We start from the raw sequence: 12,173 nt of genomic DNA on the forward strand, positions 1-12,173 counted from the left end.
ACACGAAAAAGCCGGGGCATCTGCCCCGGCTTCGCTCGTCTCCGGCCATCCGGTCCGGGCCGTCAGGCGTGGACGGGCGTCAGCGCCTCGTTGGCCGCCGCCGCCTTGTCGCGAACTGCCTTCTGAACCTTTTCGAAGGCCCTGACCTCGATCTGCCGCACACGCTCGCGCGAGATGTCGAACTCGCCCGACAACGCCTCGAGCGTCAGAGGCTCCTCGGCGAGGCGGCGTGCCTCGAAGATCCGGCGCTCGCGATCGTTGAGGACGCCCATGGCCGAGCGCAGCATGCCGCGCCGCTGGTCGAACTCGTCCTGGCGGACGAGGACGTCTTCCTGCGAGTCCGAGTTGTCGACCAGCCAATCCTGCCACTCGCCCGATTCGCCTTCCGTCGCGCGGATCGGCGCGTTGAGCGAGGCGTCGCCGGACAGGCGCCGGTTCATCGAGATCACCTCCTCGTCGGAGACGCCGAGGGTGGTGGCGATCTGCTTGACCTGGTCGGGCTTCAGGTCGCCTTCGTCGAGCGCCTGGATCTTGCTCTTCATCTTGCGAAGGTTGAAGAACAGCCGCTTCTGGTTGGCGGTGGTTCCCATCTTCACCAGGCTCCAGGAGCGCAGGATGTATTCCTGGATCGAGGCCTTGATCCACCACATCGCATAGGTCGCCAGGCGGAAGCCCCGCTCGGCATCGAAGCGCTTCACCGCCTGCATCAAGCCGACATTGCCCTCGGAGATGACCTCGCCGATCGGCAGGCCATACCCGCGGTAACCCATTGCGATCTTGGCAACGAGCCTTAAATGGCTGGTGACGAGACGATGCGCCGCATGCCGGTCGTCATGCTCGGCATAGCGTTTGGCAAGCATGTATTCTTCCTGCGGCTCCAGCATCGGAAACCGCCGGATCTCCTCGAGATAACGGGTCAGTCCGCCATCGCCAGAAGAGATGGTCGGAAGATTCATCTGGGCCATTATGCGCCCTCCATCATTTGAGTTCGGCCGCTTCGACCTGGAAGCCGGCCGGTATGCGAGCTGCTGTCGCCAACTCGCACACACCCAATTCGGCATATGGTGACGATCGCTGTCGATTGCATCGTTTCCATCACGACTATGAACGACATTTCATCCTGGGTTTACGGTCATGGGGTGGCCGATGTTCCCGCTCATGCCCCGGTATCTTGATCGGACAGACCACCTCCGGTGTCCAGAACGCCGACAGGTCACCCGTCGGACCGCTTTGTCACGATTTCGGGAGCGTCGATGCAGAGGACCTCGCAGAGCGCCCGCATGTCGCCGGGAAGCGGCGAGCGGAACGACAGCGGGCGGGCGTTCTCGGGATGGCAGAAGCCGAGTTCGGCAGCATGGAGAGCCTGCCGGCCCAGTGTCTCGACGACGGCTCTCGCCTCGGCTTCGAGCTTTGCCGCTTTGGTCTTCACCCCCGCGCCGTAAAGCGGGTCGGCGACGAGCGGATGGCCGAGATGGGCCATGTGGACGCGGATCTGATGGGTGCGACCGGTCTCGAGTCGGCAGGTGAGGAGCGAGGCCTCGGCCGCTGCCCTCCCGGCGGCGAGCGTTTCGTAGTGGGTGACCGCATGGCGGGCGTCGGCCCGTCCGGCCGGCACCACCGCCCGCTTGATCCGGTTCGCCGCCGAGCGGCCGAGGGCGGCGTCGACCGTCCCTGCCGGCGGGCGTGGCTCGCCCCACACGACGGCGAGATAAGCGCGTCGGAGCCTACCGTCGCGACCATGGGCGGCGAACTGTTCCGACAGGTCGCGATGGGCGCGTTCTGTCTTGGCGACGACGAGAAGGCCACTGGTATCCTTGTCGAGGCGATGGACGATGCCCGGGCGGCGGACGCCGCCAATGCCGGTCAGGCTCGGCCCGCAATGAGCGAGCAGGGCGTTCACCAGCGTGCCATCCGGATTGCCGGCGCCCGGATGGACGACGAGGCCGGCCGGTTTGTCGATGACCAGGAGCCATTCGTCCTCGTAGCGGATGTCGAGCGCGATGTCCTGCGGCCTCGGTTCGGGGTCTTCCGGCAGCGGCAGGGCGAGTTCGACGCCGTCGCCGGCAGACAGTTTCTGCTTCGCACCGCTTGCGGGACGGTCTGCGACCCTGGCATGGCCGCCCTCGATCAGCACCTTGATGCGGCTTCGCGACAATTCGCCTTCCAGAGCCCGCGCCAGGAAGACGTCGAGCCGTTCGCCTTCGTCGGCGGCTTCCACGCTGAAGCGTCTTGTCTGCATGGTTTAAAGCCTTGTAGGAGCAGCCTGAACCTTTGCCGGTCCCGTCCCGACGGCGGACGCCGGACGAAATGTGATCGAGAGAGGAAGCATCATGGGGCCGGCCGGACAGGAGAGGGAAGAGGACGAAAAGCCGCTCGATCCGGCAGCGGAGCGTCTGCGGCGCAAGATGGTCCGGCTTCTCGCGGTCTCGATCGGCATCATGCTGATCGGCGTTATGGCGGTGCTCGGCGTCGTTGTCTACAAGACGTTGCCGCAGACAAAGGGCGTCGGCGCGCCGACGGTGAGCGTCGAACTACCGGCCGACGAAGAGATCGTCGACACCGGCCTCGATGGCGACCGGGCGCTGATCCACACCCGGGCGGGCGGCATCGACCGCCTGTATGTTGTCTCCCTTTCCGATGGCGCCATCGTCAAGCGCCTCGACGTCGGCCGAAAAGGCGCGACGCGGGTCGATCTTGAAAACGCGGCCTCGCGCTGACGGCCGCTTGACTGCTTGACAGCCTACGCCGCGACGGCCGGTCGTGGGGTATGGCTGCCACTGCGGGGAGCATCGGCGATGGTGTCGGGGGTGAAGGTCGGTCACTTCACGCTCTGACGAAAAAGCCCTTGCGTTCGTCGGCTGGAGCCTCTAAGAGACCCGGCATCAGCGCAGAACAATGCGCGACGCGCCCATCGTCTAGCGGTTAGGACGGCGCCCTCTCACGGCGCAAACAGGGGTTCGATTCCCCTTGGGCGTACCAATTCTCTTCAGACGAAGACACTGAAGATAAGCAGCCGGCAGGCGGCATGCTCGCTAGGGACATGAGCGGGCTTGCACGACGTCTGCCAGAATTTTCCAGACAGGCCGCTTCGCACCGCGTCGCCCGAGCCAGCGATCCGTGTGGCACCCCCGTGATTCGTCGAAGCTGATGGATAGCTCGAAGTCGGCGGTTCCCGGAGTGTGCCGGCAATCGACCTCGGTCGTGACGGCGTAGGTGAAAGAGCAGGCGCGAGCGAAGCGCTATCCCGGCACGCGAACCTTCAGCCCATCCAATGCGTCAGTGACCGGGATCTGGCAGCCCAGACGGCTTCCCTCGAAGCGTTCGGAGGTGCCGAATTCGAGCATCTCTTCCTCTCCCTCGGAAATCGGTGGGAGCCGGGGCAAATCGGCGAGGTCGAGGACCACGTGGCAGGTCGCGCACATGCGCGAGCCGCCGCACTCTCCGACGATGCCTGAGATGTCGTTGGCGACGCCCGCCTGCATCAGGCTCGTTCCTTCGGCAGCCACGACGGTGCGTTCGGTGCCGTCGGCTTCGACGAAGGTGATCGTGGGCATGATGCTTCTCCTCGACGGAAGGATTTGATGGGCCAAGACGCCTGGACAGTCGTCGTGACGCCGGTTCGCAGATTCTCGCCCACGCCTCCGCCGTGCCCGCCACCATCGGGGTCGGCTTTGATGAGGTGGTCGTGATCGGCAGGCCAAGGCTGGCGCTTGCCGATCGCCGGACAACCGGGAGACCGGGGCCGTGCGATCGCACCCCGACGTTCAGGCATCCCAGCGGGCGGGCAGGTTCAGCGGGCCGCGGAACACCCAGCCGCCGAAACGCACGGGCTCACTCTCGTCGAGGCGCAGGTTCTTCAGCCGCGAAAAGAGCGTCGGCAGGGCGATTTCGCCGACCTGCGCCCGGGCCGCCCAGGCGCCGAGGCAGAAATGCGGGCCGCCGCCGAATGCGATGTGCGGCGCCTTGGGCCGGTTGATGTCGAATCGATCGGGATTTTGGAAGACCGTCTCGTCGCGATTGCCCGCGGCGAGGACGACGCCGATGCGTGATCCGGCCGGAAGGGGGATGCCCGCAAGCTCGGTGTCGACCGCCGTCTGGCGCGGATACATGCCGATCGGCGAGACCCAACGCACGGTTTCCTCGAAGACCTTGCGCCAGAGGGCCGGATCGGCCTCGACGAGTCGGCGCTGCTCGTCATCGGCGAGGAGGGCGTATGCGCCCGTGGCGATGGCGTCGCGCGGCTCGTTCAGACCGCCTCCGATGATCACCTTGACGTTGGCGGCGATCTCCTCGCGCGACAGCGGATCGTCGGCATGCAGCATGCAGGAAATCAGCGACTCGTCCGGGTTGGCCTGAAGATAGGGGATGGCGACGTCGAGCGCGGCGTCGACGCCGGCCGCCGCCTCGTCCGAACGGCGCCAGACCTCCGCATCGTCGGCATAGTTGCCGGTCGCGTCCATCATCGCCTGGGACCAGATGCGCAGGTCCTTCTGGTCGACGTCCTTGAGGCCGAGCATGGCGATCAGCGACAGCGAGGCGCAAGGACCGGCGAAGCGATCGAACAGGTCGACCATGCCGTCCTTCTCGAAGCCATCGATCAACGCGTCGACGATCGCCTGGAAGGTCGGCACCCACTTGTTCTTCACGACACCCGGCCGCAGCGCCGGCTCGCAGGCGAGGCGCTCGCGGCGATGGGCGGCCCCGTCCTTGCGGATCATCGTGTGGCCCATCACCCGGATCATCAGGGAGTTCGCCTCATGGGCGCTGAAGATCTCCGGCTTGCGCTCCAGTTCGACGATGTCGGCATGGCGGGTGACGAGGTAGCGGTTGGCGGCCGGCACGAAGGCCACGGGCGCTTCGTTCCGCAGTCGCTCGTAGGTCGGGTAGGGATCGTTCCAGAGATCCTCCAGCGCGATCGCAGCGGCAAAATCCCGGGATATCGTATCCATGGCGGCCTCCCAACCGTTGTCTCCCGTCCTGCCAGGCGCATCGAAACGCCCGTGGCGGCGGCTTGCTTAACATAATAACTATCCCTATCACTCGTAAAATGGGATTTATCGAACTCTAAACTCAGTTTAATTGAGCAAGCGCGTGAACGTCCGGTTTTCGCTGAGACAGCTGACCTATTTTCTCGCCGTCGCCGAGCGCGGCTCCGTGCGGGCGGCGGCCGAAGAGTTGAACGTCTCACCGACGGCGCTGACCCAGGCCTTGAACGAGTTGGAGCGGGAACTGGGCACGGTGTTGCTGCACCGCCAGCGTGCGGTCGGCGCGCGGCTGACCCAGGCGGGCGCCAATCTGGTCGGCCAGGTCCGCACCGTCCTCGATTCTGCCGCCGATCTGCAGTCGCTGGCCGAGCGCTGGGAGCTCGAGCCCGCCGGATCTCTGGCCGTCGGCTGCGTGTCGACGCTCTCGCCGTTTCTGGCGGCCAGACTCCTGCGCGGCTTCCAGGACGCCCATCCCGCCATCGCCGTCGATCTGCGGGACGACCGGCACGAAACGCTTCTCGCCGAACTCGAGGAGGGGCGCACCGAGCTTTCCATCGTCTACGAACATTGTCTCAGCGATCGCTTCGCCCGCGACACGCTGTACCGCATTCGTCCGCACGTCGTGCTGCCCGCCGCCCACTGGCTCGCCGGACGGCAGGCGGTGTCGCTGCACGATCTGGCCGACGAGCCCTTCATCCTCTACGACGCCGCTCCGGCGGGGGCGAACACCTTGGGCATCTTCGCCCATGCCGGCATCTCGCCGCGCATCGGCCGCAGAACGGCGAACTTCGAGTTGGTCCGCTCCTTCGTCGGCGCCGAACTCGGCTATTCCGTCTTGTTGCATCACCCGGCCGCCGACGTCACTCATGACGGTGCCCACGTCGTCTGGCGGCCCGTCGCCGAACAGTCGCGGGATTTCGGCGTCGTCCTCGCTTGGCCGCTGAACGTGCGCCTCAGCCGCAGGGCCGAGGCCTTTCGCAGCCACTGTCGGCGCGAACTGACGGATTTCGAAACCTTTCTTGCAAACCCCAGCCGAAAAGGAACCGAGGCATGAAGAGAGCCTCAGACGAGGCCGTCGCCTCGTCCCGGGCGGCGCAGACCAGCCGCGGCCGATTGCGCGATTTCTCCCGCTCGCTGCCGATGTCGCTGCTGCGCGCGCGCGAGGCGGTGATGGGCCATTTCCGCCCCGGCCTTCGCCATTTCGATCTGACCGAACAGCAATGGCGTGTCCTGCGTGCGCTGACGACGGTCGAAAGCATCGGCACGATGAATCTGGCCTCGGCGACGTTCCTGCTGCCGCCTTCGCTGTCGCGGATCATCCGCGATCTCGAGGCTCGAGGTCTGATCGAGCGGTCGAGCGTTGCGGAGGATCTGAGGCGCGGCATGGTCGCGATCAGCCCAACCGGGCGCGATCTGGTCGAGCGGGCCGGCCAGCATTCCGAGGCGATCTACGCGGAAATCACCCGGCGGTTCGGGGCCGAGAGGCTGCAGCTGCTGCAGGCGATGCTGAAGGAGCTGGAGGAGGTGCTGAAGGAGCCGATCGAGCCGAAATAGGCAGGGATCGGTTGCGGAAGAAATATGAACATGTTAACTAACTGCGCGTCGCCGGGCCGGGAGGGCTCGGTTGCCAATCATCGGGAGGAAGCATGCGCACATTCGCCCTCGCCACGCTCGCAGCCGGGCTTCTCGCCTCGACCGCCGCGAATGCCGAGATCAAGATCGGCGCCATCCTGTCCCTGACCGGCCCCGCCGCCTCGCTCGGCATCCCGGAAAAGCAGACGATCGACGTCCTGCCGCGGGAGATCGACGGCGAGCCGGTGAGCTACACGATCGTCGACGATGCCAGCGATCCGTCGGCCGCCGTTCGCGCCGCCGCCAAGCTGATCGAGGAGAACAAGGTCGACGTCGTGCTCGGGCCGTCGGTAACGCCCACCTCGCTGGCCATTCTGGAGGCGATGGCCAAGGGGGAAACGGTGTTCATCTCGGCCGCCGGCTCGGCAGTGATCGCCAGCCCCGTGGAGGGCCCGAAGAAGTGGGCCTTCAAGCTGGCGCCGCAGGAGTCCTCTATGGCCCACTACGTCTATGGCAGCATGCAGAAGGCGGGCGACGAGACCGTCGGCTTCATCGGCTTCAACGACGCCTTCGGCGACAGCTTCATCGGCGCCTTCAAGAAGGAAGCCGAGAAGCGCGGCATCGAGGTGGTTTCCGACGAGCGCTTCTCGCCGCGCGACGCCAGCGTGACGGCGCAGGCCTTGTCGACCCTGTCGGCCAATCCCGACGCCGTGATCATCGGCGCCTCCGGCACGCCGGGCGTTGCGCCGATCCTGGAGTTGCGCAATCTCGGCTACGAAGGCGACATCTACATCAACCAGGGCATGGCCAATCCGGATGTGCTGCGCGTCGGCGGCGATGCCATGAACGGCGTAATGCTGGCGGTCTCGCCGGTCCTCGTCGCTGAGCAGTTGCCCGAGGAAAATCCAGTCAAGCCCGAAGCGCTGAAATACATCGCCGCCTATGAGGGCAAATACGGCGAGGGTACGCGCAACCTGTTCGGCGCGACCATCTGGGACGGCTTCAAGCTCGTCGCTGCGGCCGCGGCCGAGGCCAAGCAGGAGGCCGAGCCCGGCACGCCCGAGTTCCGTCAGGCGCTCCGCGCGGCGCTCGAGAGCCAGAAGGAGCTGGTCGGCGCGCAAGGCGTCTTCAACATGAGCCCGACCGATCACAACGGCACCGATCTGCGCGCCGAATCCCTCGTCAGGATCGAGGACGGCAAGTGGGTCTACGTGCCGCTGGAATAGCCTCGGCGCTGGCTTTCTTCACGCCGGCGGCTCGCCGGGGGTGAAGCGTCTTCCCGCCGCGCCGGGCTTCGCCCGGCCACGCGGTAGGCGGTATCGCCGAAACGGGGCAGGTATTGCGGCGCCTGGCCTGCGGCTGGGGGTGCCTGAGCCGCAAGATCCTGGAGATCCGCCTGCTCGCCTGGCCCTACGGCCGGGTCCGTTCGAAACACATCATTCTCGCCATGTTGGATGCGCGAGCAGCGGCGGCCCCGGGCGCCATGCTTCCGCCTCCAGGGGATCGACCATGTCCTATCTCATCGGCGCGCTGCTCGCCCAGGACGGGCTGACCAACGGCGCGATCTATGCGCTGATCGCGCTCGCACTGGTGATGGTCTTTTCCGTCACGCGCATCATCTTCATCCCCCAGGGCGAGATCGTCACCTATTCCTCACTGTCGCTCGCGAGCCTGCAGCAGGGGACGGCGCCGGGCTCGATCTGGCTCATCGTCGCCCTCGGCCTGCTGGCCGCCGGGCTCGAAGGCTTCGGCTACCTGCGCGGCGACCGTTCCACCTCGCGGCTTCGGGCGATGGCCGCCTACGGTCTCGTGCCGCTCGCCGTCGCCGCATTGACCTTCGCCACCGCCGGTGCCGGCTTCGGTTTTCTCTGGAACATCGTCCTCGTGCTTCTGATCGTCGTGCCGATGGGGCCGCTGATCTACCGCGTCGCCTTCCGGCCGCTCGGCGATGCGACGGTGCTGCACTCGCTGATCGTCGCCATGGCGGTGCATTTCGTGCTGCTCGGCTGCGGACTCTTGGCTTTCGGGCCGGAGGGGGTGCGCACGCCGCCGCTGATCGCCGGCCGCTTTCCCGTGTTCGGCGTGCCGGTCTCGGCCCAGGCGATGGTGGTCGTTGCGGTGGCGATCGTCGCGATCATTGCGATGGCGCTTTATTTCGGCCGCACGCTCTCCGGCAAGGCGCTGCGGGCGACCGCCTTCAACCGTGTCGGCGCCCGGCTCGTCGGCATCCGCACCGAACAGGCGGCGCGGCTCGTCTTCCTGCTCGCGGGCTTTGCCGGGGCCCTCTGCGGCATCCTCGTCGCGCCGATCACCACGGTCTATTACGACACCGGCTTCCTGATCGGCCTGAAGGGCTTCATCGCCGCGATCTTCGCCGGCCTCGCCTCCTATCCGCTGGCGGCCCTCGGCGCCGTGCTGCTCGGCCTGTTCGAGAGCTACTCGTCCTTCTTCGCCAGCCTCTACAAGGATGCGATCGTCTTTGCGCTGATCATCCCGATCCTGCTCTGGCGGTCGCTGCGTTCCACCCATGTCGAGGAGGACGAGGAATGAGCACCCGCAGGATCGCCCTTCTGGTCTTCACGGCCATCGTCCTCGTCCTGCCCGCCGTCCTTTCGGCCTACGGCCTGACGCTGATGAACTTCATCGGCCTTGCCGCCATCGTCGTCGTCGGTCTCGTGCTCCTCACCGGCATCGGCGGGCTGACCTCCTTCGGCCAGGCGAGTTTCGTCGGCGTCGGCGCCTATACCACCGCCTGGCTGACGACGGCGGCAGGCCTCTCGCCGGTGCTGGCGCTGCCGGTGGCGCTGTTCGCCGGCGCGTTCTTCGCCCTCGTCATCGGGGCGGTGACGCTGCGGCTTTCCGGCCACTACCTGCCACTCTCGACCATCGCCTGGAGCCTCAGCCTGTATTTTCTCGTCGGCAACGTCGCGGCCCTCGGCGGCCATGACGGCATTCCGGCCGTCCCGCCGATCTCGCTCTTCGGCTGGGAGCCTTCCGGTCCCGCCTATACCTGGCTGATCGTCGCCGCCGTCGCGCTGTCGCTCCTCACCGTCGCCAATGTTCTCGCCTCGCGCGACGGGCGCGCCGTGCGCTGCCTGCGGGGGCGCCGAGTAATGCTGGAGGCCTTCGGCGTCGACACGGCGCGGCTACGCCTCGTCATCTTCGTCCATGCCGCGGTGCTCGCCGCACTCACCGGCTGGCTCTACGCCCACCTCATCCAGTTCGTGAACGCGACTCCTTTCGGCCTCAACGCCAGCATCGAATATCTCTTCATGACGGTGATCGGCGGCTCGGCTCATCTGTTCGGCGCGGTGATCGGCGCCGGGCTGATGACGCTTTTGCGCGACGGCCTGCAGCGGCTCGCGCCTGAACTGGTCGGCAGCGGCGGCGCCACCGAGATCGTCATGCTGGGCCTCGTCATGGTGGTCCTGCTGCAGACCGCGCCGCGAGGGGTCATGCCTTGGCTGCTGCGGCTGTTGCCGCCGCGCGGCCGGCCGTGGATGGATCTCGATCGGGCCCGCGCCATCGCGCCTTTCTCGTCCCGACCGAAGCCGGAGCGCGGAACGGAGCTTCTGACGGTCGCGGGCGTCACCAAGCGCTTCGGCGGGTTGATCGCGGTGAACGATGTCTCGTTCGACCTCAAGGCCGGCGAGATCCTCGGGCTCATCGGCCCGAATGGTGCCGGCAAGTCGACCCTGTTCAATCTCTTGACCGGCATCAGCCCGGCCACCGCCGGCACGATCAGTTTCGCCGGCGAGCGCATTGAGCGCATGGCCTCGCGCAAGATCGCCCGGCTGGGCGTGGCGCGCAGCTTCCAGCACGTCCTCCTGCGCTCCGACATGTCGGCGCTCGAAAACGTCGCCGTCGGCGCCCATCTGCGCTCGACCCGCGGCTATCTCTCGGCGCTGCTTCGCCTCGACCGCCGCGAGGAGGAGAGGCTGCTCGCAGAAGCGATGCGCCAGCTCGACCGCGTGGGGCTCGCCCATCTCGCTCACGAGCCGGCCGGCAGCCTCGCCCTCGGCCAGCAGCGCATCCTGGAAATCGCCCGGGCGCTCGCCGCCGATCCGGCGCTGCTTCTCCTCGACGAGCCGGCGGCGGGCCTGCGCTACCGTGAGAAGCAGGAGCTCGCCGCTCTCCTGTCGAAGCTCGGCGAGGAGGGCGTCGCCGTCCTCGTCGTCGAGCACGACATGAATTTCGTCATGAACCTCGTCGACCGCCTGGTGGTCATCTCCTTCGGCCAGAAGATCTCCGAAGGCGCCCCCACCCACGTCCAGAACGACGTCGCCGTCCAGGAAGCCTATCTCGGAGTGGCCGCATGAGTGGAACATCGCCAGACACGCCGCTGCTTTGCGTGCGAGATCTCCACGTCTCCTATGGGCCCGTCGAGGCCGTCGGAGGCATCTCGCTCGACGTGCCGAGGGGCGCCATCGTTTCGGTTATCGGTCCGAACGGCGCCGGCAAGTCCACGCTTCTCAACGCCCTCATGGGGCTGTTGCCATCGAAGGGCCAGGCGACGCTCGACGGCCGCGACGTCGCAGCGATGCCGGTGGAAGACCGGCTGCGGCGGGGCCTCTGCCTCGTTTCGGAAAAGCGCGAGCTGTTTGCCGAAATGAGCGTCGCCGACAATCTGGCGCTGGGCGCCTATTCGCGGCGGCACGAGCCGAAAGGTGCCGTCGAAGCCGATCTCGAAGCCGGCTATCAGCGCTTTCCGCGGCTGAAGGAGCGGCGGCACCAGACGGCCGGGACGTTGTCCGGCGGCGAACGCCAGATGCTCGCCATTGCCAGAGCCCTGATGGCCCGGCCGCAGCTTCTGATGCTCGACGAACCGAGCCTCGGCCTCGCTCCGCTGATCGTTGCCGAGGTGTTGGAAACGGTTTCCGAGCTTCGCCGAAGCGGCGTCTCCATCCTCATCGTCGAGCAGAACGCCCGGGCGGTCCTGCGGATCGCCGACTACGGCTACGTGCTCGAACAGGGGCGCATCGCCATGGAGGGCGATGCCGCGACGCTGCTTGCCGACGAGCGCCTGATCCAGACCTATCTCGGCTTCGGCAAAGGCGAGGCGGCGGCCTGATGAGGCGCATCGGATTTTGCCCTTGACGAAGCTGCGTGCATATAATTAACACGTTAACAAATGGACGGTACGACTTCCATGCCTCACCTCACCATCGAACATTCGGCCAATCTCTCGCAGCGAGCCGATCTTCAGGCGCTCTGCGCCGAGTTGAAGGATGCCCTGCTTGAGACCGGGCTGTTCGAGATCGGTGCGGTGCGTGTCCGGGCGATCGCCTGCGAGGCCTATGCCATCGCCGACGAACGGCCCGAAAACGCCTTTCTCGACATGAGCCTGCGCATGGGGGCAGGGCGCAGCGGCGAAGATAAGAAGCGCATCGGCGAGGCCCTGTTCTCTGCGGCGGAGCGGCGGCTGAAGCCGCTCTTTGCCGAGCCGCATTTCGCGCTGTCGCTGGAAGTGCGGGAGATCGATCCGGCTCTCAGCTGGAAGAAGAACGCCATGCATGCCCGGCTGCGGACGCCGGCTCGGGAAGGCTGAAGAAAGCCCGCGGCTGCGGATGGCTGGCGGGCGGTCGTCGTCCGCCGCTGTCCGGGCCTGGCGGAACA

Annotated in this window: 12 protein-coding genes and 1 tRNA gene; 9 read left to right on the forward strand and 4 right to left on the reverse strand. The window is 66.7% G+C overall.

Annotated features, from left to right (window positions below):
• Positions 1 to 62: 62 nt before the first annotated feature.
• Both rpoH and GTK09_RS15845 read right to left on the reverse strand, forming a co-directional pair.
• Entirely contained in the window at positions 63 to 965 is a 903-nt protein-coding gene (rpoH, locus tag GTK09_RS15840) for an RNA polymerase sigma factor RpoH (RefSeq protein ID WP_163464258.1), read from the reverse strand.
• Positions 966 to 1,213: 248 nt separating this feature from the next.
• Entirely contained in the window at positions 1,214 to 2,239 is a 1,026-nt protein-coding gene (locus GTK09_RS15845; RefSeq protein WP_163464260.1) for an RluA family pseudouridine synthase, read from the reverse strand.
• A 91-nt stretch (positions 2,240 to 2,330) separates the two neighbouring features.
• Between GTK09_RS15845 and GTK09_RS27205 the strand changes: the two genes are divergently transcribed.
• Both GTK09_RS27205 and GTK09_RS15855 read left to right on the forward strand, forming a co-directional pair.
• Positions 2,331 to 2,717 carry a fimbrial protein gene (locus tag GTK09_RS27205; protein WP_203561071.1) on the forward strand — a complete coding sequence of 129 codons (387 nt, stop codon included), beginning with the start codon at positions 2,331 to 2,333 and terminating at the stop codon, positions 2,715 to 2,717.
• Positions 2,718 to 2,904: 187 nt separating this feature from the next.
• Positions 2,905 to 2,979 (forward strand) — tRNA-Glu (locus tag GTK09_RS15855).
• A gap of 260 nt (positions 2,980 to 3,239) precedes the next feature.
• Here the strand turns inward: GTK09_RS15855 and GTK09_RS15860 are convergent.
• On the reverse strand, positions 3,240 to 3,554 hold the full coding sequence (locus tag GTK09_RS15860; RefSeq protein ID WP_163464262.1) for a 2Fe-2S iron-sulfur cluster-binding protein: 315 nt from the start codon (positions 3,552 to 3,554) through the stop codon (positions 3,240 to 3,242).
• 210 nt (positions 3,555 to 3,764) lie between these two features.
• Positions 3,765 to 4,949: a cytochrome P450 gene (locus tag GTK09_RS15865; protein WP_163464264.1), complete on the reverse strand. Its 1,185-nt coding sequence runs from the start codon at positions 4,947 to 4,949 to the stop codon at positions 3,765 to 3,767.
• Between the two features lie 142 nt (positions 4,950 to 5,091).
• Between GTK09_RS15865 and GTK09_RS15870 the strand changes: the two genes are divergently transcribed.
• The 7 genes from GTK09_RS15870 (at position 5,092) to GTK09_RS15900 (ending at position 12,105) form a co-directional block, all read left to right on the forward strand.
• Positions 5,092 to 6,039, forward strand: coding sequence for a LysR family transcriptional regulator (locus GTK09_RS15870; RefSeq protein ID WP_163464266.1), 948 nt, complete (start codon positions 5,092 to 5,094; stop codon positions 6,037 to 6,039).
• Positions 6,036 to 6,539: a homoprotocatechuate degradation operon regulator HpaR gene (hpaR, locus tag GTK09_RS15875; protein WP_163464268.1), complete on the forward strand. Its 504-nt coding sequence runs from the start codon at positions 6,036 to 6,038 to the stop codon at positions 6,537 to 6,539. The genes GTK09_RS15870 and hpaR overlap by 4 nt, the downstream gene beginning before the upstream one ends.
• Positions 6,540 to 6,631: 92 nt before the next feature.
• A complete protein-coding gene (locus GTK09_RS15880) occupies positions 6,632 to 7,783 on the forward strand; it encodes an ABC transporter substrate-binding protein (RefSeq protein ID WP_163464270.1) in 1,152 nt (383 codons plus the stop codon).
• Between the two features lie 283 nt (positions 7,784 to 8,066).
• Entirely contained in the window at positions 8,067 to 9,107 is a 1,041-nt protein-coding gene (locus tag GTK09_RS15885) for a branched-chain amino acid ABC transporter permease (protein WP_163464272.1), read from the forward strand.
• On the forward strand, positions 9,104 to 10,876 hold the full coding sequence (locus tag GTK09_RS15890; RefSeq protein ID WP_163464274.1) for a branched-chain amino acid ABC transporter ATP-binding protein/permease: 1,773 nt from the start codon (positions 9,104 to 9,106) through the stop codon (positions 10,874 to 10,876). Before GTK09_RS15885 ends, GTK09_RS15890 begins: the two co-directional genes overlap by 4 nt.
• Positions 10,873 to 11,628 (forward strand): ABC transporter ATP-binding protein, encoded by a 756-nt coding sequence (locus GTK09_RS15895; protein ID WP_163464276.1) that lies wholly within the window; start codon positions 10,873 to 10,875, stop codon positions 11,626 to 11,628. Before GTK09_RS15890 ends, GTK09_RS15895 begins: the two co-directional genes overlap by 4 nt.
• Positions 11,629 to 11,706: 78 nt before the next feature.
• Positions 11,707 to 12,105 (forward strand): 5-carboxymethyl-2-hydroxymuconate Delta-isomerase, encoded by a 399-nt coding sequence (locus tag GTK09_RS15900; protein WP_163464278.1) that lies wholly within the window; start codon positions 11,707 to 11,709, stop codon positions 12,103 to 12,105.
• Positions 12,106 to 12,173: the final 68 nt, after the last annotated feature.

The sequence above is a fragment of the Jiella pacifica genome (assembly GCF_010500815.1).
Lineage (GTDB): Bacteria > Pseudomonadota > Alphaproteobacteria > Rhizobiales > Rhizobiaceae > Jiella > Jiella pacifica.